Source organism: Paenibacillus sp. FSL F4-0100, assembly GCF_037993005.1.
Classification (GTDB): Bacteria; Bacillota; Bacilli; order Paenibacillales; family Paenibacillaceae; genus Paenibacillus_AQ.
The window spans coordinates 4,730,840-4,756,040 of the sequence record NZ_CP150303.1 but is presented as its reverse complement, the minus strand read 5'-3'; the positions used below and the strand labels follow the sequence as shown (position 1 = coordinate 4,756,040).

Here is a 25,201-nt window from a genome sequence, read left to right as displayed (position 1 = left end):
TTCTGGCAGGGGCAAAAAAAAGAAAAGCTTCACCTGTTTCATCAACCGTACACCGGGTATATATATCCTAAGTGGGAAGTGGAAACACATCAACACCAGACGGATAATAAGACGTTAAGTCGGAATTACCGAAAGGATTTGATACCCATGTACAGCATAACGAGGAATAAGGACGACACTACCTGAATTATTCCAAAGTACACCTTAAGCAATGGAACGATTGCGTTTGAATAGAAATAACCGCTTCCCACGAAAAAACTCTGCGAGTGATCTCGCGGAGTTTTTTTTGCTGTCGACAACCATCCTTGCATGCCCCTGAATCTGGACGTGCACAAAGGGAATAGGATGCATGATGTACAAATTGTGTTCCTTTTCCTAGTGGAAAGCCGATGACTGTGTGAACGATTCTGTTCACAATATTGAGGGATTGGCGGCCCTCGAAAGAACGGACTCTATGATATACTTAGAAATTGGATACAATGGTAACAAACATGATGAAGATGTTATGAACCTACATAATAGAGGTGTATGTACAGTGACAACTACCGTAGTCATCGGCGGCGGCATTACCGGACTTTCGACCTTATACTATTTGCAAAAAGAGTTAAATCGCCATCAACAAGATATGGAATTGGTGCTTATCGAGGCAAGTGAAACGCTGGGAGGCAAAATCCGAACCGTTCAGAATGGTGAATTTATTATGGAAACCGGAGCGGATTCGATCGTATCCCGGAAAACAAATGTGGCACCACTTCTAGAGGAGCTTCAGTTAACAGACCAGGTTGTGTATAATGCCACGGGGACTTCGTTCATATATACGACTGCAGGTTTGAAAAGAATCCCGGATGAGAGCGTATTCGGCATACCGCTTAGCTTGAAATCCTTGGCGGAAAGCGAGCTCGTGTCTTCCGAGGGGAAGGTGGAGGCGCTCAAGGACTACTACACGCCGAATGAAACGTTTACCAAGGATGATTCTTTAGGCGAGTTCCTTGAAGCCTTCCTTGGCAAGGAAATCGTTCAGAATCAGATCGCTCCGGTCATATCGGGCGTATATTCCGGAGAGCTTCATGATCTCACCATTGCGTCCACGTTTCCTTATTTACTAGAATACAAAAATGCACACGGTAGTATCATGGGTGGTCTAGCCGAGCATAAACAGAAGTTCCTGGGCTCAGGTAATAAGAAGTTTGTTTCCTTCCAAGACGGAGTCTCCGTATTGATTGATGCACTGGAACGGACCGTGATACAAACAGGCGCGAAGATATACAAGGGCGTTTCCGCAGAGAAGCTGGAGAAAATGGCTAGCGGTTACGGGATAACATTGGCAAATGGCGAAAAGCTTGAAGCTGATTTTGTTGTATTAAGCACAATGGGATCCGCCGCGAAGGAGCTGCTGCAAGATCCGCTGCTTAACGAGGACTTTGACCAGCTGTATACCAAATCGCTTATCAGCGTGTATCTTGCCTATGATATTCAAGACGAAGAGCTTCCCTACGATGGAACGGGATTCATTACGGCTAAGGGCACCCAGTTAAAGTGTGATGCTTGTACCTGGACGAGCCGGAAATGGGAGCATACTTCCGAGAACAAGCGGTTATTAATGCGATTGTTCTACAAAAGCTCCAATCCGCATTATGAGGAGTTCATCCAATTATCCGATGAAGAATTGAAACGGGTCGGGATGGAGGATATCAGCCTAAGCCTCGGCATTAAGGCAGAGCCTATCTCTTGTGAAGTCACTAAATGGCATGATAATATGCCGAATTATCATTTGAAGCACCGGCAAATCGTGGAGTCATTAGAGCATAAAATGGGTGACCTGTACCCTAACGTTATGCTTGCGGGATGCTCCTATTATGGAGTGGGTATACCGGATTGCATTGCGAACGGGGAGAAGACGGCAGGTCTGATCGTGGAAAGGATGCTTGGATGACAATTTATATCGCGTTGCTCAGAGGGATTAATGTCGGCGGCCATAACAAGATCAAAATGGCCGATTTAAGAAAAATGCTTGAACACATGGGGCTGGCTCGCGTGCAGACCTACATCCAGAGCGGAAACGTGCTCTTCGAATCTGCGGAATCCAAGGAAACGCTGCGCGTCCAAATGGAGCAAGGCATACTTGAAACGTTCGGCTTCTCGATATCGGTGATCCTTAGAACCTCTGAGGAAATCGAGGGGATCGTTCGGAACTGTCCATTTTCGGAAGAAACGATACGTCAAGCGGAGGAAGCGTCGGAGTTTGAGAGTCTTTATGTTGCCATGCTGCCGGAAGCGCCTGCTGCTGAAGATATAGAGAAATTAAGGCTTTATGTAAACGAAAAGGAAACCTTCGAGGTTATTGGTGAAGAGGTTTACTTACTGTTTAAGGAAAGCGTTCGGAATTCCAAGCTGGCGGTTCAGTTGACGAAGCTCGGCGTACCGATGACGATGCGGAATTGGAAAACCATGAACAAGCTGGTACAACTGTCCCAGACAATGAAGAGTGAGTAGTCGCCATCATTTATACAAATGAAGGGGTACATAGGCTAATCTCAAAATTCGAGAGGAAGTTCGGGCTAAAGTGTTTCACTTCCTGAGGAGCGGGTAAATATAGAACAAGTGGGAAGTGGTATTGTCAATCGACGGACGGAAGAACATGATGTCATTCCGAAAGGCAGTTGATTCACCATGAACACTCGCAAAAGGAGAAGGAGAGCGAAGTTTCTTCGATTCTTTTCAGGTAAGGCACCCTAGCAATTGGAAAATGGCTGCATAATGAATTTTAAATCGCTTCCCACTGATAAGGATCCTGCGAAATTATTCGCGGGGTCTTTTTTTGTGCGGGAGACCGGAGTAATTGATAGTATCTGAATAAGCTGAAGCTGCATTCCATGAAAGAGGATCCTGACGGATGCTTGCCCAAAGATGAACCGGATAAGACGAGAATAGTCTGGAAGTAATGGGTTTTATACGCTATGCTGCCCCGCTTGTGGACCTTGAGATAGGGGTAACTACTTAATATATAGTAATGAATATCTGTTAACAAATTGTCCTATTTTACTAGATGATTAACTGATCCCGGGACTTGTGAATCATTTATCAGATTTTACATAAATCGGTTTAAAAATCAAAGGGAATATGCAATTATTGATCTTAGGAGGTGAGGTGCTAAATGGATCTCTTATAGGGGATAGCCTAAATCTAAATCGTGAGGGATTTAATATTGAAAGCGCTTTAATTAAAATTTGGAGATCCCATGGAGACCTGGAGAATTGGGAAACTGAATTGATTGTTCAAAAAATCATTTCTAGGAGGTTTTCCATTGTCTAAGATCGTCCTGAATCGATGTATATCCTGTTTCTTGATTCTTTGTATCGTGTTGTCGGCCTCGTTTGCCGGTTTCCCAGGACAGGCTTCAGCCCAGTCATCCAACGCACTGAACAATGTACCTGAACTGCTGATCACCGAGCTTGTCCCTGATTCTACGAATGTAGGAACCGCCGATGGTTATGAATTTATTGAAGTATATAACAATACCGACCAAGACATCGATTTCAGCCATTACAAAATTCGTTACCGTTACTTGGAGAGTGATACCCTCTGGGCTCATGTACCCGATGAGGTGATGATTCCATCCAGAGGCACGCTGGTGTTCTGGATTATTAACGCACAGAACAGCAAATCAACGATTGCTGATTTTAATAAAAATTACGGCACCAACCTGATTGAAAACACCGATGTCGTCAAAATATTTTCAGGCGGCATGTCCAATTCACGCATGCGGGAGCTTGTGGTTGTGACGAACACCGGCCGTCCGATCGTATCCGCATTTTACAATGACGGAGATGTTCATAACGCCGCCGATCAGGGGATCTTCTATAAGTACCCGGAGGATGGCAGCCTGAAGATGCAGCGGATTTCCCAGCTGGAGCATAAGGCTACGCCGGGTTCGCTGCAGCATTCCGAGGTGCCTGCGGAGCCGGTACATATTGATGTGACCAAGGAACCAACGGTCACCAACCGGACGACAACGACGAATGTGACGCCGGGCGAAAATCTGGAGATTCTCGCAGAAGCGCACGATGATCGTATGGTTACTTCGCTCGCGTTATCTTATCGTGTCGATGGACAGAACGATTACAAAGTCGTACAGCTTCAGGAAGGAAAGCAAGGCCTCGGTCATACGATTTCTTACCTGGAGCTGCTGGGACACACCAAGCTGGAGTATTTTTTCACGGTGTCCAACACCTTTAAGGAAGTAGCGAGTCCCAAATACGAAGTCGATCTCACGGGGAATGGTGCCAGCGCCAGCCTGAATGTTGACGATCAACAGACCGTCACCGGGATAACCTATATTCGGGGTGCAGCAGGTGGGGTAGAACCTGCAGATCTTGAGCTTCATATCGACGGGCATCCGGTTCAAGGTACACCCGTTATGGAGCATTCCGCTTATTTTGTTTTTGAAGGCGATGGTATTGACGATGGGATCAACACGGTAACCATCGGCAAGAATGTTCTGTTCAAGACCGAGGCGAACATTGACGGCTATCAAACCATCGTTGTCCCCATCGAACCGCAATGGTTGATAAGCGGCACAAACGAAATTACCCTTCGGGCCGGTGATAATGAGAAAACCTATTTCGAGGATGACAAGCCGACCGGAAATATGGATGACTTTAATGCCCGCAATGTACGGCTGTTGTTAGGAGATGGGACAGAAATCCGGGATCCGCAATTTAGCGATCCTGCGCTTATCCATGACCTTGGTGACGATGGACGGTTTCTGCCTTTTGTTGCATTTCAATTCGATATTCCAGCCGATAAAGTAAGTGCCCTGTCTTACGCATGGGATACTACGACGGTTACAGACGGGCAGCACAAGGTTGAATTGAATGTAAAGGGGAAGTCTGAAGCATCTGCCATTGTTCAGGTAGATAACAATGGACCGGTAATTAGCGTGACCGTTGAAGAGGGGAAGAGCTATAAGGGAAGCATCCCGGTCGATGTGACTGCAGAAGATAGCGTATCCGGCGTGGAACAGGTGAAGGTCCTGCTGGATGGTCGAACCATCCAGGTGCCATACGATACTTCATCATCCGAGCTTGATCCAGGTGATCATAAGCTGGAAATTCGGGCAGTGGACAAGATCGGCAACATCTCGGAACGTACGGTAACGTTTAACACGGCACCGGAGCATCCGAATGCACCTGTATTGGTCTCACCAGCAGATATGGAGAGCGGAACCGGGTTGTCGCCGGAACTGAAGGTTCAAGTCAGCGATCCATCGGATGACGAGCTTGAGGTCTCCTTCCATCAGGCGTATCCGTATCATGCATTAAGTGGCGATCGAGTAAAATTATCCAAGAACGCCTCGGATGAAGAGCCACCTAAGGACAGGTTCCCGGTGGGCGAAACTGCGCTAACTGCAGAGGAATTGAAGCTGGTAGCAGAGTCCAACGATCAATATGTCACGGTGGATTCCACGTCCCAGTTCCCTTATATCCGGTTTGAGGTAGAGCTGGAGCATGCCGTGGAGCCGGGTGACAACGTTGAAGTGACTTGGGAAGGACACACGGTGCCCGGCCGTAAGGTCACGATGTATGCGTGGAACCACAACCAGAACAAGTGGACGGAAATTACCCAACATATTGCCCAGTCTGAAGATGATTTTACGCTGCGAGGCGAACTGATGGCAGCAGACTACGTCCAGAACAGCAAAGTGGATGTCATCGTACAGGACGAAATTCCATCCCGTGGGGATTATGATTACACTTTTGTATGGGTATCGGATACCCAGTTCTTAACGGAGCTGTACCCGCATATTCAGCAGAAGCAATTCGACTGGATTGTCGATTCCATCGATGATATGAACATCAAATATCTGTTCCATACCGGTGATATCGTGAATGATCCGACAGCTGAGTATCAATGGAAACGTGCCGATGATTACATGAAGATGCTGGAGGATGCAAATCTGCCGCATGGCGTGCTCGCCGGAAATCATGATGTGGGAAGTTATGATTGGGATTACACGACCTACAGTCAATATTTCGGGGAGGAGCGTTACAAGAATCAGCCATATTACGGAGGTTCCTACAAGGACAATCGCGGGCATTATGACCTTGTCTCCGTTGAAGGCAACGACTTCATCATGATGTATATGGGATGGGGCGTTGAAGACGAAGACATCAAGTGGATGAACGAGGTTCTCGCAGCGTATCCGGACCGTACCGCATTCCTGAATTTCCATGATTATATGCTCGCGAACGGAACTCGTTCCGGTATAGGCAACAAATTGTACAAGGAAGTTGTCGTTCCGAATCCGAATGTGGTTGCCGTTCTGAGCGGCCATTACACGGGAGCCAGTCTGCTTAAGAATGAATTGGATGATAATGGTGACGGTATTGCGGACAGAACCGTGTATCAGATGCTGGCAGACTACCAAGGACATGCCGATGGCGGCAGTGGTTACTTGAGATTGCTGCATTTTGATAAGGATAGCAATCAGATTTACGTAAATACGTACTCTCCTTATCTGGATAAGTACAATTATTATACAAATGGCTCGGATGAGTTCAAGATGAATCTGGATCTTGAACCGAAATTAAAGCGCGTAGCAACCGATTCGATCCAAGTAAATCATCTGAGAGGAGAGTCTATCGGTACACCGCAGAACGTGGCTAGCGGCACTGAGGTTACTCAACCGTGGACAGGACTGCAATCCGATGGAACCTATTCGTGGTATGTCGTCGCACAAGACAAATTCGGGGGGAAAACCCTTTCGGATGTGTGGACATTCACGACAGATGGCGGGAATCTCAACGCTCCGACCAACCTGAAAGCACTGAATGTGACATCGTCAACAGTTCAAATCGGTTGGGATCCCGTAAACACTCCAGACCAACAAGTCGTGAACTTTAATGTGTATCAGGACGGGGAGCGCGTGGCAACGGTCACGGATAGCGTATATGAAGCGACAGGGCTAACCCCGGACACGCTGTATGAATTCAAAGTAACCGCCGTGGACAAGCAAGGCACGGAATCCGCTCCTAGTGAGGCCTTAACGGTCATCACTCAAGCCGTAGAAATTCCGGGTGCACCTGTATGGACAGCCGGGGAGCTTGAATTTTCGGACATTACTTCAAACGGCGTATCCATGAGCTGGCCGGAGGCGACCGCAGATAATGGCGTGGATGGATATCGTGTATATCTGAAAGGGCGGAGTGAACCGGTTGTTGCCGTGACCAATGATGTGTATTCATATACCGCTTCCGGTTTGGAGCCGGACACCCGATATCATTTTACTGTAAAAGCCTATAACGCTGCGGGAGAGAGCGCCGGACTTCATAACACAGTCACAACACCGGCAGCAGCAGTAGACAAGAGCGAGTTAATCGGATTAATCGCATCGGCACAGCAAAGGCTCGACGAAACCTGGGAAGGGACATCGCCGGGGCAGTATCCGGCCGCAGCAAGGTCTGCACTCCGTGCTGCCATTGAAAGAGCCAGCGCCATAGCGCAACAGGATCATGCAACTGCCAAGGCAGTAGAGAATGCGATCACTGCTCTGCAAGCCGCGATCCGTACCTATAACGCATCGGTTGTACCTTCAACGGAGAATCCTCCATCATCGGGATCAGAATCAGGATCGGGGTCCTCTGGAGGATACGTATTATCTGGAGACAACCGTTTAAAAGAACTTGAAGTGATCATCGGCGGCAAAGCAGCTGAACTTACCCCTGCATTCAATGAGAACAGAACTGAGTACCGACTTGAGACGGAAGCCGAATCTGTGCAGCTCCGTGTTCATGCGGCGCATAGCAAGGCAACAGTCCTTCTGGGAGAAGAACCCCTGAAAAAGGATCAGGTTATCGAGCTGAAGGAAGGGGATAACCTGTTGAAGCTGGTGATTCGGGCGGAGAACGGGACGACCCGAACCTACCAGTTAACCATTCACCGTAAGGCGAAGCCGGGGACCGAAGAACCGAGGCCGGAGCCAAAGCCGGTGATGTTAACAGACATCGCAGGACATTGGGCTTCGTCGGCGATAGAGGAAGCGGTTCAGCTCGGTATCGTTGGGGGGTATCCGGATCATACCTTTAAACCGGACCGACAAGTAACACGCGCCGAATTTATGGTCATGATGGCCAAAGCACTCGATGGACAAAGGGATGCTGGGAAGCTGGATTTCAAAGACAGTTCCCAGATCGGATCCTGGGCGCTTGAAGCGATTCAATGGGCCGTATCCGAAGATATTGTGAAGGGATATGAAGACGGCTCATTCAGACCGAATCAATCCGTCAACCGTTCTGAAATGGCGGTCATGATCGCACGTTACCTGGGCCTTGCCTTACCAGAAGCAGAAACGGAATTCCGTGATCAGCAAGCCATTCCAGCTTGGGCAGAGAAGGAAATCGCTGCCGCCACTGCGGCTGGCATCGTAAATGGCCGCTCGGGTAACCGGTTTGCTCCACGGGACTCCGCGACCCGGGCGGAAGCCGTAATGATGATTCTTCGTATGCTGGAGAACGTGGAGAAGCAGTAAGAAATAAGAACAAATAAGAGGCTGACACTAGAGCTGGAGCTTTAGTGTCAGCCTCTTTTTAGGTTGAAGGCTAATGGAGATTCATGTTAAGGGTATGGAGCAATGAATTAAACCCACCGTCCACCGCGAAATACAGGTTCAATCGTGCCGTCAGCCAGCACACCGTCAATGTCCAGTTCAGCCGAACCGATCATGAAATCAACATGCGTCAGACTAACATTGACTCCGCGAGCGATGAGTTCTTCCTTGCTCATCTTGGTACCGCCCTCGATATTGACAGGATAGGCGCTTCCCAGCGCAAAGTGGCACGATGCATTCTCATCGATACCGGTGTTATAGAAGACGCGGTTCAGCTGGGAGATTGGCGAATCATGCGGTACGAGTGCCATTTCTCCTAGATAGGACGCGCCTTCGTCCGTTTCCAGCAGTGTTGTGAGGTGCTCCCGCCCGGATTCGGCTTCATATTCGACAACTTTGCCGTCCTTGAACGTGAGCTTTATGCCTTCTACCAAGCGGCCGTTCAGATTAAGCGGAAGCGTACTGGTTACGGTCCCGTTTACGCCTGTACGGTGCGGCATTGTGTAGATTTCTTCGGTCGGCATGTTTGCCACGAAATATACGCCGGCTTCATTCTCGTCGCCACCGCCAAGCCAGAGATACCCTTCCGGCATGTCCACGCGCAGATCCGTTCCCGGCGCACGATAGTGGAAACTCTTATAGCGTTTGGCATTCATGTGATTCTGGCGCAGTTTCAGCTGAGCAATATGATCACGCCAAGCGGCAACCGGATCTTCGCTATCCACTCGATTCATCTGGAATACCGCATCCCACATCGCTTGAATACGATCCTCTTCGGGAAGATCCGCGAATACCTTATCGGCCCAGGCACGGGTAGGTGCCTTAATGAGCGACCAGCTGATTTTATTGTTGCGCACATAAACTTGGTATTTTTCGTTAGCTACGGCAGCGGCTTTCACGGCTGTAGATACTTTGGCTGAATCAATGCCTCGGAACAGCTCCGGATCCGGAACCTTAATGCGCAGAATGGCTCCTCCACCTTCTGCAAGCTGCTGCATGGCGTCGGCCTGCCACTGCGGATAATAACCGAAAGAGTCAGCGGGTGCTTTCTCGTAGCGAATGCGGGTGATTCTCTCATCATCCCAGTCGACTTGCACATATTTGGCGCCTGCATCGTATGCTTTGGCCACGATGTGGCGTGTCAACTCTACGGTTTCGATTGGAGCATTGACAATCAGTACTTGGCCCGGTTGAACGTTTACGCCTACCTTAACGACCAGCTCCGCGTATTTCTCCAGATTTTTCTCGAAATTGTCCATATGTAGATTTCCTCCATTTCAGATGTACACTCTATTTTAACATGTTTCCTCTGTGTTCGAAAAAAAGTGGAATCAGGACAAAAGTGTGACAGTCAGCTGTCATATTTTCTGAATTACAATGACGACAGTAAAGAAAGAAACCTACTTAGAAGGAGTGTATGAGAACGTGAAGACACAATCGACCAACAAATTGCCCATCGTGCTCACAGGCCTGCTGCTCGGCATCTTAATGGCCTCCATGGACAATACAATCGTAGCGACCGCAATGGGGAATATCGTCGGGGAGCTCGGAGGACTTGATCATTTCGTATGGGTGACTTCCGCTTATATGGTCGCTGAGCTTGCGGGAATGCCGATCTTTGGCAAGCTGTCCGACATGTACGGTCGCAAAAAGTTCTTTGTATTCGGGATGATTGTATTTATGCTAGGTTCCGTACTGTGCGGTACGGCGAACTCCATTACAGAACTGGCGCTATATCGTGCCGTGCAAGGCATCGGCGGCGGTGCGCTGATCCCGATTGCATTCGCTATTATGTTCGATACGGTTCCCCTCGAAAAGCGGGGGAAGCTCACCGGGTTATTCGGAGCCGTGTTCGGATTATCCAGCATATTCGGACCGCTTGCTGGTGCGTATATTACGGATCATATTACATGGCAGTGGATATTCTATGTTAATTTGCCAATCGGCATCGTGGCTTTCATGATGGTCACGCTGTTTTATAAGGAATCGCATGAACGTTCCAAGCAGCCGATTGATTGGATGGGAGCCGCTACACTCCTGACGGGCGTCATCTGTTTCATGTTTGCTTTAGAGCTTGGCGGCAAGCAGTTGGCGTGGAACTCCTGGATTATCCTGGCGTTGTTTGCTATGGCGTTTGTCATGCTGGTTCTCTTCGTGCTTGCTGAGAGAAGGGCGCAGGAACCGATTATTTCCTTTCGTTTATTCAAGAATAAACTCTATACGTCCAGTGTGCTGTGCGGTTTATTCAGCGGAGGATCGTTCATCGTGGCTTCCGTTTATATTCCGATTTTCATTCAAGGGGTACTCGGTGGAAGCGCAACGAACTCGGGGCTCGTCCTGCTGCCAATGATGGTGGGTTCGGTCATCACGGCTACAGTCAGCGGTTTTCTGATGAGTAAAATATCGTATCGCAACATCATGATCCCGACGCTTGTCCTGTTCACGGGAGGGATGGTGCTCGCTTCGACGCTAACTGCGGAATCCAGCAGGTTCATCGTAACCCTATACATGGTACTGATCGGGCTTGGCATCGGCGGATCGTTCTCCGTGCTGAGTACAGCCGTCATGCATGGCTTATCCTATAAACAGCGCGGGATGGCGAGTTCGACCTTTAACTTCACGCGATCGCTTGGAATGACCATTGGAATAACCGTGTTCGGGTTGATACAGAGCCGATCCTTCACCGGATCCCTGTCATCGGGAGGAGTGAACAACGGCGGACTTCCTGAAGGATTCGATCTGTTGGATCCCCACATCTTATTGGCGCCGGAGACGAGGTCGCTGATTCCGTCAGAGCTGCTCAAACCGATCTCCGACAACCTCGCTTCCTCCATTGCCATTACATTTGCCTGGGCTATCGTTCCTGCAGCATTAGCGCTTGCGGCAGCAACGTTAATGGGGCGCAAAAAGTTGGATGAAACAGCGGAGTTAAAGAGAGAGGAGGTGGTTGGTTCAGAAGAGGAGGGAGAAACTCCGGATAATGAAAAGCTGGTGATGGTGCCGTAGCGTTTACGGTATGGCGGTATGACCCGGATCAAAATGATTTGTCTCATAAACGGATTTGCTCATTGGACTGATGGTTCGTCAGGTTGAAAACCATGTCCTATGAAATAATGGCGGTGCTCAGGATGTTATCCTTTGCACCGCCATTTCTTGCTTTTCGGCCGGTTGCTCTTAACTGAATAAGAGGGCATCCCGCCAGATCCAAGACCTTTTGGGACACCCCTCTTACCGTTAACTCTTAATGGCACCTGCTGCAATATCGGAAATGAATTGCTTGCTGATGAACAGGAACATAACGATCAGCGGAATGACGGCTAGCAGCGTACCGGCAATGACCATCGAATAGTCGGTCGTGTATATTCCGTTCAATGAGGAGAGCGCAACCTGCAAAGTGAATTTGTTCTCATCATTTAGAATAATAAGCGGCCACAGGTAGTCATTCCATACGCCGATGAACGTGAAGGCGGCCAGGAATGATAAGGCGGGACGCAGAATCGGCAGCGATATATTCCAGTAGAGGCGGAAGAATCCGCAGCCGTCGATTTTGCCTGCATCTAGCAGCTCTGAGGGTACCGACTCCTGTGCATATTGCCTGATCCAGAAGATCCCAAAGGCGTTTACCATTCCGGGAATGATCAACGCTTTATAAGTTCCTACCCATCCGAACTCTGCCATAATGACAAACGAAGGTACCAGGGACAACTGGGCAGGCGCCATCATGGTGGCAAGCAGCAGCACAAACAGCCATTTTTTGCCTGGGAATTGGAATTTAGCGAACGTGAATCCGGCCAGGGAATCAAAGAATAAGACTAACAGCGTACAAGCGGAAGCAACAAACAGGGTATTCCAGAAGGCGCCGAAGAAATCAATGCTGCTCAGCACTCTTGACACGTTATCAAGCAAGTGAGGGCCGAACCATAGTTTCGGGGGGAAGCTGTAAATGTCCGAAGTGGTTCGCGTTGCCATGACAAGCAGCCAGTAGAAGGGGAAAATCGACAGCAGCAGTCCGGCGATTAACCCGATGTGAAGGAATAAGGATTTCCATTTGAACATACGATTCACCCCCATTTCAGTCATTGGACGGACTGCCCTGCACCATTTTCCAGTTCACGATGGAGAAGAGTGCAATGAGCAGGAACATTCCCCAGCCGACGGCAGCGCCATATCCGAAATAGTTATTCACGAAGGCTTCACGGTACAGGTAGAGGACGATGGTCATACCGCCGCCGCTGACGCCGCCATCATTGCCGACAAGCACCTGCGGTTCGGTGAAGATCTGCATGCCGCCGATGGTCGAGGTGATGACCGTGAAGAGAATGATGGGTCTTAGATTGGGAATGGTGATTTTGAAAAAGGATTGAATGCCGGAGGCTCCGTCGATCTTGGCTGCTTCGTACAGGACGGTCGGAATGCTCTGCAGCCCGGCAAGATAGATAATGGCGTTATACCCTGCCCATCTCCATATGACCATGACCGAAATGGCGAGCTGTATGCCCCATGTCTTATTCAACCACTCGATAGAGTTCAGGCCGAGCAAGGACAGAATATAGTTGAGAAGGCCGTAATTGTTCGAGAATACGGTGCCGAATACGATGGCAACCGCCACGAGTGAGGTAACGTTCGGCAGGAAATAACCGATCCGGAAGAAGGTGCGGAACCGGACAAACGATGCATTAAGCAGGAAGGCAACGACCAGCGCGATGAACAGCATCGGTATCGTGGAGTAGATCCAGATGAGCAGCGTGTTGCCGACGGCTCTCCAGAATTCCGGATCGGTGAGCATGAATTGGTAGTTGCCCAGCCCGTTGTAGGTCATCTCGCCGATGCCGTCCCATTTCTGAAAGGACAGGAACATCGAGAAGGCAATCGGAAAGAGCCCGAATATGGCAAATAGAATGTAAAAAGGGGAAATCGCCAAATATTCTTTGCGGTGTTTCCATATCTGTGCTGACAGTCGGTCTTGTGATTTCAGATGCTTAGGAACAGGCTTCTGTTCCACGGGCGTATGATTCAGCATTGGATTATCCATCGTACTGTAACCTCCTCGAGCGGTTGGTATTTAAGTACTTTTAGCAATCGAGAAACATACAGGTAAGAACCGGATCCGGGTTTAGCGCAGCAGTTCTTTTTTGACTCTGGCCAGCGCGTCTTCCCAGGCTTTATCAGGATTTTTGCCTTGGAGTGCAACGGATGACAGCTCTCTATTGACAATGCCGTTTACATTAGCGAATTTACCACCGAAATAAGCAGGTTTGACGTTACGCGCAGAGTCCGAGAACACCTCGCCAGTTGCCTGATTCCCGAAAAATTCCTCGGGCTCCTTCATCACGGGGGCATCCAGCGCGTCTTTGGCGGAAGGGAAAAGGTTGATCTTCTTGAAGGATTGAACCTGATTTTCCGGATTCTGAATATATTTCATTACTTCAAATGCTTCCTGCGGATATTTACTCGTCTTCATGATGGCGAGGAAGGAGCCGCCATTGTTGCCGTCCCCGCCAGGGGCGCGTGCTACTCTCCATTTACCGCTGGTATCCGGCGCCGCCTGCATCAATATTTCCTTCATCCACACCGCACCGACAAAGGAAGCGACCCGTCCATTGTTCATGGCGGCATTCCATTCTGAGGAGGAAGTATTAGTGTTGGCGCTTAGCTTCATCTGTGAAGCCTTCACCGCCGTATCCCAGGCCGTCTTCATGGAGGATTCAGGTGTTTCGCCGATAAACGTATTGTCCTCGGCAAAATATATGCGTTCAGACTGAGCATTCATTTGTGTGTAAATGTTAGTGATGTTGTCGAGCATTTTTACTTTTTGATTAAAATGCTCCTGCAGCTTCTGCCCAGCTTCGAAATATTGATCCCAGGTGCCGAGCTGCGCGTGGACATCTTCTGGTTCGGTCGGTAGCCCGGCTTCCCCGAACAAATCTGCCCTGTAGTATAGGGCGGTTGGCCCCGTATCGATCGGAAGGGCAATCATGGCGCCTTCCGGGGTAACGCCAAGCTTCCATTTCCAATCCAGGAACTCCGGCTCAATCTCCTTGGCGCCCAGCTCATACAGATCGTAGAAACGATCCGAACTCGTAAACAGCTCTGCCACCCAGTCGTTAAAAGCGACGATGTCCGGTCCTCCGGAACCAGCCGCCAGCGTTGTTTTTAGCTTCGATTTGAAGTCGCCACCGATTTTTTGCGCATCGATCCGGATCCCCGGAAACTCCTTTTCAACGGACTTAATCAACTCATCGTTCAGGCTTCGGTTCCAGTACCAGAGTGTAAGCGTTTTCGTTTTTTCGGTGGAAACATTTCCAGCGCACCCGCTGATGATCATAACAAGAATCAGTAACCCCAAGCTAACCATCCTGCGTGTATTCACTATCGTCAGCCTCCTAACGTGGTGAAGTCGGTGATGCTTAAATCTTATTCAGTTACCAAGCTTGCGTGAGTATAAATATATGATTACGTTTATAAACATTAGACTAAAAATCGAAACATTCCATAAAAAGGAATAATAAATGGACAACCTGGGGGCGATATCACGGATCGATCAAGTCTTTCTAATATATCATTGCCTCCTCCTTCTGTAGGTTCGTTAGGTCATGCTCGTCATTAATATCCCGCATCACCTACACGAATGGGTTCGGTCGATGAGTTTTAGAATCGGATGACCTCCTTTCTGTGACTTTCTTGTATAATAGCTTCAAACTATTCTCAGTATAAGTTAATATTGTATGGAAAATGAAGTGCTAGATTGGTAAATTCAAGGAAGTTAGGTGAGGTGAAAAGAGTGAATGACCCGCATAACCGTCGCTTGATCATCAGCTCCTACCGTGAGCTTGGGGAACACGAGCTCACCGGGAATCTTAGGAATGACGTGGCCTCCTTTCTACAGAAACACCAATGTCCAAAGACAGCAGAGCATGTTCTGAAAGTGGGGGCGGAAGCCCGCAGAATTGCTGTTCTCTATGGCGCCGATCCGACCGCTGCTGAATATGCCGGGTATCTGCATGATATTAGCGCCGTTTTTCCGAATCATGTCCGCATTCAAGTAGCCCGCGAGATCGGGGTGGAAGTATTGCCTGAAGAAGAGCAATTTCCCATGATCATCCATCAGAAAATATCGGCATATATGGCCGAGGATTTGTTCAAAATTACAGAACCTGAAATCTTGAACGCTGTTGGTTGCCATACGACGTTAAGATCCAAGGCTACATTGTTAGATAAGGTACTGTTCGTCGCTGACAAGATGGAATGGGATCAAGCGGGAATTCCCCCGTATTTAAAGGAGATAACGGAGCAGCTGCAAATCTCGCTGGATCATGCCGCATTTGAATATATTCATTACTTATGGAATCGGCGTGAATTGCTGAAGGTAGTCCATCCTTGGCTTCGAGACGCATATGATGAATTACGGGATTCACTAAACCATAACCTCGGCAATCCGAAATAAACGAAGTTTGGAGGCGGGTTCATTGACGCAAATTGCATTAATCTCCGACATACATGGAAACATTCCTGCCTTGGAGGCCGTTCTGAAGGATATCAAACAACGCGGAATCGAAACCATCTATTGCCTGGGTGATTTGATTGGGAAAGGCCCGCACGGAGATATCGCGGTTGATCTGGTCAGAACCCATTGCCAGCAAGTCATCAAGGGGAATTGGGACGACTTTATAGGTAAGGAAACCGATGATCCGGTCCTCCAATGGCATCAGCATCGACTTGGAAGCGAGAGGCTTCAATATCTTGCCGAACTTCCGTATATCCTTGAGTTCATGATGAGCGGTAAATGGATCCGGTTGTTTCATGCATCGCCCCGCAGCGTTTACGAACGAATACAACCATGGGATGACCAGGAGAAGCTGGAAACCTTGTTTCACAGTTCCACGCTGTGCGGAGACCCGAGAATCGCGGACGTCGCCGGTTACGCGGATATTCATAACGCATATCACCAGCATCTGGACGGGAGAACGCTGTTTAATACCGGTAGCGTCGGCAATCCCCTTGAAATGCCAGAAGCCTCCTATGTCATTTTGGACGGAATTTATGACAGCGAAGAACCGGCTTCTTTCAACATTCAATTTATTCGCGTGCCATACGCTATTGAACAAGCCGTACAGGATGCCTTGGAATCCGGCATGCCTTCACCTGAGGACTATATTCTCGAGGTTAGAACGGGGCGGTATCAAGCAAGTAAAGACTAATGGATGATATCGATTTCTGAAGAGCCGGTGATGCTGGCTCTTTTTTTTAGAGATAAGAAAGTATAAACTTCCAAGGCTTAGCATCCTTATCTCGCAAGAAAAACTTCCACTAAATGCGGTCTGTGTCTACTGAGAAAGTACGTCGATAGACGTTTTTCTTATGTCACCCATCGCATAAATTCATTTTACATTATTATCTATTAAAGGATGAAGATGATCGATTAAATAGGAATGAATGTTCTTAAATAGGTCTTAAGAAGGGTAGGGAGTCAGCCGCAGATTCGATATGATTAAGAGTAATGGATAATTTTGCTGTGCATGACCAGCAGCGACTTGATTTAGGAGGGTATGAGTTTGGTTGAGATTACAGAGTCATGGATCGATTCGCAGGCACCGAATAGTGCAGCCATAAAGAATGGACAGGGGCTTGTCAAAAAAGGGCGGTTTCTGCAGCTCCATCATTCGGAGGATCATGCCGTACTTTTTGGCACGTGTGCAGGCAGCGGAAGTTCCGACTACCAGCCGTCTGCCGATTTTGCGGTACCGGAGAAGCCGGTTATGCGGTGTACTTGCCCGAGCCGGCAGTTTCCGTGCAAGCATGTGCTTGGACTGCTTTATGCGTATGCGGGCGGAGCGTCGTTTTCATCCGCCGAGGTACCGGAGGATTTGGCCGCCAAGCGGGAGAAAGCGGAGAAGCGGGAAGAGCGCAAGCTCAAAGAATCTGCCGAAGGGGCAGCGCCCAAACCGAAGAAGGTCAACAAATCGGCATTAAAAAAGAAAATCAATGCGCAGCTGGAAGGTCTGGACGTATTGGAGAAGCTGATCCACTCGTTGATCCGGAACGGATTAGGAACATTGGATAAAAAGGAACAAAAGCTGATCCAGGAACATGTAAAGCAGATGGGCAACTATTATTTATCGGGTGCTCAGTCGGAACTTCGCCGCCTGGCGCTGGTGTTGTCGGACAAAGACCAGGAGAAAGCTTATACATATGCGGTTGAGCAGCTTGCCGTTATGAATGCAATCATTAAAAAAGGCAGGCAATACCTGGCTTCAAAGCTCGAGGATCCGGATATGACGCTGGACCATGAGTCGACGATTGAGGAATGGCTGGGGCATGCCTGGCAGCTGACGGAGCTGCAAAGTTTCGGACTCGTAAGCGAACAGGCGGAGTTGATACAGCTTTCCTTTCTGAGTTATGCCAACGATGCACGGCTGGAGCATGTGGATATCGGGTACTGGATTCAAAAGGACAGCGGCGAAATTCACCGAACGATTCAGTACCGTCCCTATAAGGCCGCCAAGCTGATGCGTGAGGAAGACAGCTTTTTCGAAAAAGCCCGAATCCCAGTGCTTTACCGTTATCCGGGGGACATGAACCGACGGGTCCGCTTTGAAGAGATGGCTTCAACTCCGGTGACCCGGGAGGATTTGGTTTGGATTCACGAATATGCAGCGTGTTCTTATGCTGAAGCCGTTAAAAGAGTAAAGAACCAGCTGAAAAATCCGCTCGCTGACAGTCAGCCCGTGATACTGCTTCATGTTTCCCGGATCAGCCGGAACGACGAAGGCCAATATGCCATCACGGATGAAGCCGGACAATCGATTGCACTTGGCGACGTATTCTTACAATCGACGGTACCAATGCTGCGGTATCTGCCGGAGGAGAAGCTGAGCGGCATCTCCATGCTGGTTATGTTTGAGCACAGCCTGACGACGGGCCGTCTCTTGGCGCAGCCGCTGACCATTATTACGAATAACGAAATCATCCGGCTGTTGTACTGAGCAGGGTTAACGAAGGAGGAACGACCATGAGTACGGCATTATTGCAGGAGCTTAACCAGGAGGTTAGGCGTTTATATATTGCCGGCAGCGAACTCGCAGCCGGCGACTTTCGCCTCAAGCGGCTGGTGCCGCAGTTTCAGCAGCTTGGAGAGCGCGCTACCGTGTTCAAGAGATTGGGTGAAGGAATCAGCGCTTTAATCGAACCGGAATCCGGGAAGGAGACTCCGTCGGCACAGCTGCTTCAGGATTTGAACCAGCTGTTGAGCTCCGTGCTGCATACGCAAGGAACGACAGCCCCTGAAGGAGAGCTCTACCCGGTAGAGCATCATCCGGTTTCACTGTCATCCCATTTATCCTTCCGCAAGCTTTCCGCTGTACAGACAGCGCTGACCACAACGGGCGGCGGTCGTTACGAGATCATAGAAGAAGCATGGAAGGAGGGCTTGTTCCGGGATTTCCGGCTGGTATACCTTGCGATTGAAGCCTTGAATGACCCTTATGTGGAGATTGGAGAGCTTGCGGCCAATGAGATATTGCCGTCGTATGGCCCGGAAATCATTCCATTTCTGATGGAAAGCTTTGATCCCGCAGGCGGAAGGTCGGAGTCGCGGAAGCTGAAGGTGATGGCTAAAACCGACGGCAAGGAAATGGCGGAGCTGATCCGACAAGCGGCCGAGATCGGTAGCGATGAGGTGCGGTGCATGGCGATCAAACTGCTTGCCCGCTACGAAGAGTATGAAGCTGATCTGATGGAATGGAGCAAGAGCAAGAAGAAAGTCATCCGAGAAGCGGCTTATGGCGCACTGGCCGAGAACGGTTCGGATCAGGCTGTGGAGCGATTGTATGAAGCCGCTCAAGGTAAAGACAAAGAGCTGGTTAACCCTGCCCTGGGCAAATGCCGTTCCGTCTTGTTGACGGATTGGCTTGTACGAGATATGTCCGCCGAGCTTCAAGCGGTTTCCGAATTTCCGGATGACAAGCAAAAGCTGGAGGAGAGCTGGAGCAAGGTGAAGCGCTGCTTGTGGGCACTGCACGACAAACAAAGTCCGGCGCTCGAAGAGCTATACCGGAACGTGCTTCAGCAATATTCCTTATATATCAAGTCTTTGGGCTGGACATACCTTATAAATGAAGCGGTCATTTACATGAATCGCGTGGATTCCGAGGAAGCCAGGGAACTGCTTCGCCAAAACGCGGAGAACGATTTGGAGCAATACAGACATAGCAGCTCATATGTCCGCGAGGTATTCCAAAAAGCCGCGCGCGTGCTGCCGCCGGACCGCGTATATGAACAATACAAGGACGTTCTGATGCAAGGCTTCGCCTCCTCGTCGCTTGGCAACGCGGCCAAAGAACGAAAAAGGCTTTTGGACACCCTGTCGGATATGGTTATCCATCGGCAGTATAAACCATATGAGGAAGTCATGCCGTTTACGGGGAAGGAGAGCTACACGTATTACGTGGAAATGCTCCCGCAGGAGCAGCTGCAAGCAAGCTGGGATGACAGATGGCTGGAGTTGTTTATCGAGCAGGATGAGCTTGCGCTGGTAAGTGCGTTCGCCCGCCGGGGACATCACAAAGCCGAGTCTTATTTACAGGCGAAGCTGAAGAATTCTCCGGAATTCCGCAACCGTTTTGCCAATTTGATCATCATGGGGCTTGTTCGTTCCGGCATGAAGGATGAAGCGTTATTTGAAGCTATCGTGGCCGCACTGGAAGATAAGCGCAATCACGACTGTTACATGATTGAACCATTTATTTTCAAGCAGCTTTGCCGATTGCCTGCAGGGTATTATGACCACGTTCATGCGGCGCTGGGCAACTATCGTGACAACGCCGAGGATCAGCTTCGTTACATCCTTCGGGTGATGAAGGAACAAGACATTTAAAGGAGTGAAACGCCCATGGCAGCAGGCCAAGAGCAATTACAAGATATCATGCGGCAGCCCGCGGAAATACTGTTCCGTCACGAGCTGGAAGCGCTGCGTAAGGAGGATTCCGGGAACATTCCTGCCGGATGGCAGATGTCGCCGCAATCCGTACTCAAATTTATCGTCGGCGGCAAGGCAGGCAAAACGGAGATCACGCCTAAATATATCGGGAACAAGCGGCTGATCGAGATGGCGGTCGCTACCTTGGTAACCGACCGTGCTCTATTATTGATCGGGGAACCAGGTACGGCCAAATCCTGGCTGTCCGAAAATCTGGCGGCAGCGATCTACGGGAATTCCGGGCTGGTCGTTCAGGGAACGGCAGGAACGAGTGAAGAGCATGTCCGATATTCGTGGAACTATGCCATGCTGCTCGCACAAGGCCCGACTCCCGAAGCGTTGGTGCAGAGTCCGATCATGCGGGCGATGGAATCGGGAGGGATAGCCCGTTTTGAAGAGATTTCCCGCTGCGCTTCGGAGGTACAGGATGCGCTGATCTCCATTTTGTCCGAAAAGACGATATCGGTGCCTGAGCTCGGTAAAGAAATGAACGCCCGGAAAGGCTTCTCTATTATCGCCACTGCAAATACAAGAGACCGCGGGGTCAATGAGATGTCAACGGCGCTCAAGCGCCGTTTCAATATTATCGTTCTTCCCGCTCCAGCGGATCTGAATACCGAAATCGAAATCGTAAAGAAACGGGTGTCGGAGATTGCCTCCTCTTATGATCTGCAGGCTGCTGCTCCCGCAGATGAAGCACTGCTCAAGGTTGTGACGATCTTTCGTGAGCTGCGCAGCGGCATGACGCTGGATAAAAAGGAAAAGGTGAAGTCCCCGGCCGGGGTGATCTCGACGGCCGAAGCGATTTCGCTCCTGACAAACAGCATGGCGCTGGCTGCGAGTTTTGGCAGCGGTGAGTTGACGGACGAGGATTTGGCAGCGGGACTTCAAGGGGCGATTGTTAAGGATGATGATAAAGACCGGCTCGTATGGAAGGAATATCTTGATAATATCATGAAGAAACGCGGGGCCGAGTGGCGGGGCTTATATAACGCATGCAAGGAGATCAACCAGTGAATGCTGCCGGCATACATGTTTTTGGAGTTCGGCATTTGTCGCCCGCCGGTGCGAAGCATGTACTGGATTTTCTGGATGAGATCAACCCTACGGCGGTGCTCATCGAAGGGCCGGCGGATGCAAGCGGGGAAATACGTCATCTGACCCAGGCAACAACGAAGCCGCCGATAGCCATATTGGCGTTTACCGAAGACCTGCCCGTACGAACGATTTTGTGGCCTTTTGCGGTATACTCCCCGGAATATCAGGCCATGAGATGGGCGCAGAAGCGCGGAGCTTATGCGGCATTCATCGATCTGCCCTCATCCACAGCCGTCTGCATGCAGGAGCTGCGCCGCAGCTCGGAGGGTGAAGCGGACGGGGAAGAGCTTGGAGGCGAGGATCATGGATCCGGCTCGGGACCAGCTGAGCCGATGGACCGGCCGGACGAAAAATCCGTATATGAGCGGATTGCCGAGCTTGCCGGCGAATACGATTACGATATGTACTGGGAGCGGAGTTACGAACATAATTTGAGCGAAGGATCTTACCGGAAATCCATATCGGCTTTTTCCATGCAGATGAGAGAACTGTCGGAGGAAAAAGAGCGGCGTGAGGATACTGTGGAATACGCCTACAATGCCGTCCGGGAGTCGTATATGCGTCGTCAGATTGTTGAAGCGATTGCGGCGGGGCATAACCCCGAGCGCATTGTAGTCGTGTGCGGGGCTTACCATGCCTCGGCCCTTAGCGATTTGTCCAGTCCGATGAGCGACGAGGAATTGAATCAGCTTCCTTCCCGGATAACCAAGCTGACGCTAATGCCATATTCCTATTATAAGCTGTCGTCCATTTCCGGCTATGGTGCCGGAAATATCGCTCCCCATTATTTTGAGATGATGTGGGAACGAATGAAGGAGGGCTCTTTAGCGGAATTGCCGCATCATTATTTATCCATGGTGGCGGGCTCGATGAGAAAGAACGGTACCCACCGCTCCACGGCGGAGGTGATCGAAGCCGTCCGGCTGGCGGAGTCGCTGGCAGCGCTCCACGGGGGCGGTCTCCCGACACTGCGGGATTTGCGGGATGCGGCCCAGACGCTGCTTGGGCGCGGCGAACTTGTCGTCGTGGCAGAGGAGCTTGCACGTGTGGAGATCGGCACGGCGATCGGCGAACTGGCGGAAGGCGTCAGCCAGACCCCGATCCAGGACGACCTGAACCGTCAGCTGAAGAGGCTGAAGCTGGAGAAGTATAAATCGGTTGTTGCCAACGATTTAATCTTGGATTTGCGCGAGAACCGGAGAGTAACCTCGAAAGAGTCCGCGTATCTCGATTTGAACCGGTCCTTTTTGTTTCATCGCTTGAAGCTCTTGGGAATTGATTTTGTTAAAGCCAGGCCCAGCGGGCAGGAGCAAGGTGCGTGGGCTGAGCACTGGGTTGTGCAATGGGCACCGGAGGTTGAAATTCAGGTCGTTGAATCGACGCTGCTGGGGGAGACGGTAGAGGTGGCTGCCGCTTATATGCTCCAGCAAAAGCTGGCGGGCTGCAGCTCGATTGCCGAAGCCTCTACGCTTATCCGGATCGCCTATGAATGCGGGATGATTCATCAGATGGAAGCGGGTCGGCAGACCCTGCAAAAGCTTGCTGTGGACAGCCGCGATGTCGTTCAGATTGCGGCAGCTTCCCGGGAGTTATCCGTGCTGATCCGTTTCGGCGGGATCAGGCGGATGGATACGGAGCCGCTAGTACCGCTGCTGCAGCAGCTCTTTATGCGCGCTTGCTTGTTTTTGCTCGATGGCAGCCAGTGCAGCGACGAGGTATCAGGCCCGATGATAACCGCCATGAATGAGCTGAACAGTGTCGCCATGGAGCATGCCGAGCAGGTGGATGAGGAACTTTGGCTGCAAGAGCTCGGGCACTTGTCCGAAAGAGATGACTTGAACGCCCGGTTGTCAGGATATGCGTGTGCGGTTTTGATGGAGCGGAATGCAGTTTCCGCCGGGCAGTGTGCCGAAGAAGTTTCGCGCAGATTATCCCCCGGCATTCCGGCCGATTTGGGAGCAGGATGGTTTGAAGGCTTATCGATGCGGAACCGGTATGCCCTTCTCTCCCGGTTAAGTCTGTGGGAGCAGCTGAATGAATATATCCAGTCCCTGGAGGATGATGAATTCACTCGTGCGCTTGTTTTTCTGCGCCGGGCGTTCAGCAGCTTTTCGGCGAAGGAGAAGACGATGATTGCCGAGCTGCTTGGCGAGCTATGGGGCGTGAATGCAGAGCAGGCTGCCGAGATTTTGACCGGTGACCTGAAGGAGGAAGAAGCGAAGATGATTGACGATTTGAATGATTTTGACTTTGAGGATTTTTAGGCGATGAGCTGCATACCGGAACCAAACCAAATATCACGTTGGCGGCTCATTCTGGGCCAGTCGGCTGAACCTCAGCTGGCGGGCTACAGCCCCGGAGGGAGCATACAGCTGTCGGAGGAAGAGATGATTATGGACCGTGCGCTGGCCGCGATTTATGATAATACGGACGGCGGAGCGGAAGCCGGAAGTGCGGCCGCAGGGCAGCGGGCAGCCGGGCAAGGAAAGTCGGCTCCCCGGCTTGCGCAGTGGCTGGGGGATGTCCGCTCCTTTTTTCCCGAAGATGTGGTGTCCATTATCCAGAATGATGCCATGGAACGAAAGGGCTGGAAGCAGCTGCTGTTTGAACCGGAGGTTCTGGCTACCGTCAAGCCGGATATACAGCTGGTAGGCACGCTGCTGTCCCTGAAAGGCAAGATTCCCGAGAAAACCAAGGATACGGCGCGCCTGCTGGTGAAGGCAGTTGTGGATGAGCTTGTCCAGCGTCTGCAGGAGGATATTCGCCGGGCTGTGACAGGTGCCTTGAACCGCAGACAGCATACACCGCTTCCTTCGCTCAGCGGTATTGACTGGAAGCGGACGATACAGCGAAATCTGAAAAATTATGATGCGGTCCGCAAGCAGATCGTGCCGGAGCGTTTTTATTATTTTGACAGGGCAAGACGGAGCAAAGAATGGACCGTTATTGTGGATATCGACCAGAGCGGTTCCATGGCGGAATCCGTCATCTGGGCTTCCGTTATCGGATCCATATTTGCAAGCATACCCTCGCTCGACACCCGTGTGGTCGTATTCGATACGGAGGTCGTTGACCTGACGGAGCAGTGTGCCAATGATCCGGTGGATATGTTATTCGGTATCCAGCTCGGCGGCGGTACAGATATTCATAAATCGGTCGCTTATTGCGAGCAGTTTATTGAAGAGCCGAAAAAGACTCTGTTTATCATCATTTCGGATCTGTATGAAGGCGGCAATCAAGCCGGACTGATCCGGCGAATGCGTGAACTGCGGGAAGCGGGAGTCAAGACGATGTGTCTCCTCGCATTATCCGACGAGGGAAAACCGTTCTATGATGAGCAGGTAGCCAAGTTACTGTCCAGAGACCGGACACCTTGCTTTGCGTGCACTCCTGCACTTCTCCCGCAGCTGGTGGAAGGCGCCCTCAAAGGGCTTGATCTGGCGGAATTAGCGAAGAGGTTAGGCACCAAGGGGATATGAATCGGAAGTATAAACGGAGCGCGAAAAAGACCTCACAGACGATCC

At 50.3% G+C, this 25,201-nt stretch carries 15 protein-coding genes; 11 read left to right on the top strand and 4 right to left on the bottom strand.

Annotated features, from left to right (window positions below):
• The first annotated feature begins 535 nt into the window (after positions 1-535).
• The 3 genes from MHH48_RS21435 to MHH48_RS21425 all read left to right on the top strand — a co-directional run bounded on the left by MHH48_RS21435 (position 536) and on the right by MHH48_RS21425 (position 8,527).
• On the top strand, positions 536-1,933 hold the full coding sequence (locus tag MHH48_RS21435) for a protoporphyrinogen oxidase (protein ID WP_076321928.1): 1,398 nt from the start codon (positions 536-538) through the stop codon (positions 1,931-1,933).
• The gene (locus MHH48_RS21430) at positions 1,930-2,493 is read left to right on the top strand and encodes a DUF1697 domain-containing protein (protein ID WP_076321927.1); all 564 of its coding nucleotides are present in this window, start codon (positions 1,930-1,932) and stop codon (positions 2,491-2,493) included. Before MHH48_RS21435 ends, MHH48_RS21430 begins: the two co-directional genes overlap by 4 nt.
• Positions 2,494-3,304: 811 nt before the next feature.
• Positions 3,305-8,527: an S-layer homology domain-containing protein gene (locus MHH48_RS21425; protein ID WP_076321926.1), complete on the top strand. Its 5,223-nt coding sequence runs from the start codon at positions 3,305-3,307 to the stop codon at positions 8,525-8,527.
• Between the two features lie 107 nt (positions 8,528-8,634).
• Here the strand turns inward: MHH48_RS21425 and MHH48_RS21420 are convergent, their stop codons facing one another.
• Positions 8,635-9,864 (bottom strand): aminopeptidase, encoded by a 1,230-nt coding sequence (locus MHH48_RS21420; RefSeq protein WP_076321925.1) that lies wholly within the window; start codon positions 9,862-9,864, stop codon positions 8,635-8,637.
• Positions 9,865-10,030: 166 nt separating this feature from the next.
• Between MHH48_RS21420 and MHH48_RS21415 the strand changes: the two genes are divergently transcribed.
• Complete coding sequence (locus tag MHH48_RS21415; RefSeq protein ID WP_076321924.1) at positions 10,031-11,611, top strand: MDR family MFS transporter; 1,581 nt, start codon at positions 10,031-10,033, stop codon at positions 11,609-11,611.
• 228 nt (positions 11,612-11,839) lie between these two features.
• On the opposite strand, the gene MHH48_RS21410 is transcribed toward MHH48_RS21415, so the two are convergent.
• From MHH48_RS21410 to MHH48_RS21400, 3 genes are all read right to left on the bottom strand, one after another.
• The gene (locus tag MHH48_RS21410; RefSeq protein WP_076321923.1) at positions 11,840-12,661 is read right to left on the bottom strand and encodes a carbohydrate ABC transporter permease; all 822 of its coding nucleotides are present in this window, start codon (positions 12,659-12,661) and stop codon (positions 11,840-11,842) included.
• 16 nt (positions 12,662-12,677) lie between these two features.
• Entirely contained in the window at positions 12,678-13,637 is a 960-nt protein-coding gene (locus MHH48_RS21405) for a sugar ABC transporter permease (RefSeq protein ID WP_076321922.1), read from the bottom strand.
• Between the two features lie 81 nt (positions 13,638-13,718).
• Positions 13,719-14,975, bottom strand: a complete 1,257-nt coding sequence (locus MHH48_RS21400) for an extracellular solute-binding protein (RefSeq protein WP_076321921.1) — start codon at positions 14,973-14,975, stop codon at positions 13,719-13,721.
• A 438-nt stretch (positions 14,976-15,413) separates the two neighbouring features.
• On the opposite strand from MHH48_RS21400, the gene yqeK reads away from it, so the two are divergent.
• The 7 genes from yqeK to MHH48_RS21365 all read left to right on the top strand — a co-directional run bounded on the left by yqeK (position 15,414) and on the right by MHH48_RS21365 (position 25,156).
• Positions 15,414-16,049 (top strand): bis(5'-nucleosyl)-tetraphosphatase (symmetrical) YqeK, encoded by a 636-nt coding sequence (gene yqeK, locus MHH48_RS21395; protein ID WP_179090617.1) that lies wholly within the window; start codon positions 15,414-15,416, stop codon positions 16,047-16,049.
• 22 nt (positions 16,050-16,071) lie between these two features.
• Positions 16,072-16,803 carry a metallophosphoesterase family protein gene (locus MHH48_RS21390; RefSeq protein WP_076321920.1) on the top strand — a complete coding sequence of 244 codons (732 nt, stop codon included), beginning with the start codon at positions 16,072-16,074 and terminating at the stop codon, positions 16,801-16,803.
• Positions 16,804-17,157: 354 nt separating this feature from the next.
• Entirely contained in the window at positions 17,158-18,588 is a 1,431-nt protein-coding gene (locus MHH48_RS21385) for an SWIM zinc finger family protein (RefSeq protein WP_076321919.1), read from the top strand.
• Between the two features lie 26 nt (positions 18,589-18,614).
• Entirely contained in the window at positions 18,615-20,477 is a 1,863-nt protein-coding gene (locus MHH48_RS21380) for a HEAT repeat domain-containing protein (RefSeq protein ID WP_076321918.1), read from the top strand.
• 15 nt (positions 20,478-20,492) lie between these two features.
• A complete protein-coding gene (locus tag MHH48_RS21375) occupies positions 20,493-21,596 on the top strand; it encodes an AAA family ATPase (protein WP_076321917.1) in 1,104 nt (367 codons plus the stop codon).
• Positions 21,593-23,941 (top strand): DUF5682 family protein, encoded by a 2,349-nt coding sequence (locus tag MHH48_RS21370; RefSeq protein WP_076321916.1) that lies wholly within the window; start codon positions 21,593-21,595, stop codon positions 23,939-23,941. Before MHH48_RS21375 ends, MHH48_RS21370 begins: the two co-directional genes overlap by 4 nt.
• 3 nt (positions 23,942-23,944) lie before the next feature.
• Positions 23,945-25,156 carry a VWA domain-containing protein gene (locus MHH48_RS21365; RefSeq protein ID WP_076321915.1) on the top strand — a complete coding sequence of 404 codons (1,212 nt, stop codon included), beginning with the start codon at positions 23,945-23,947 and terminating at the stop codon, positions 25,154-25,156.
• The last annotated feature ends 45 nt before the right edge of the window (positions 25,157-25,201 follow it).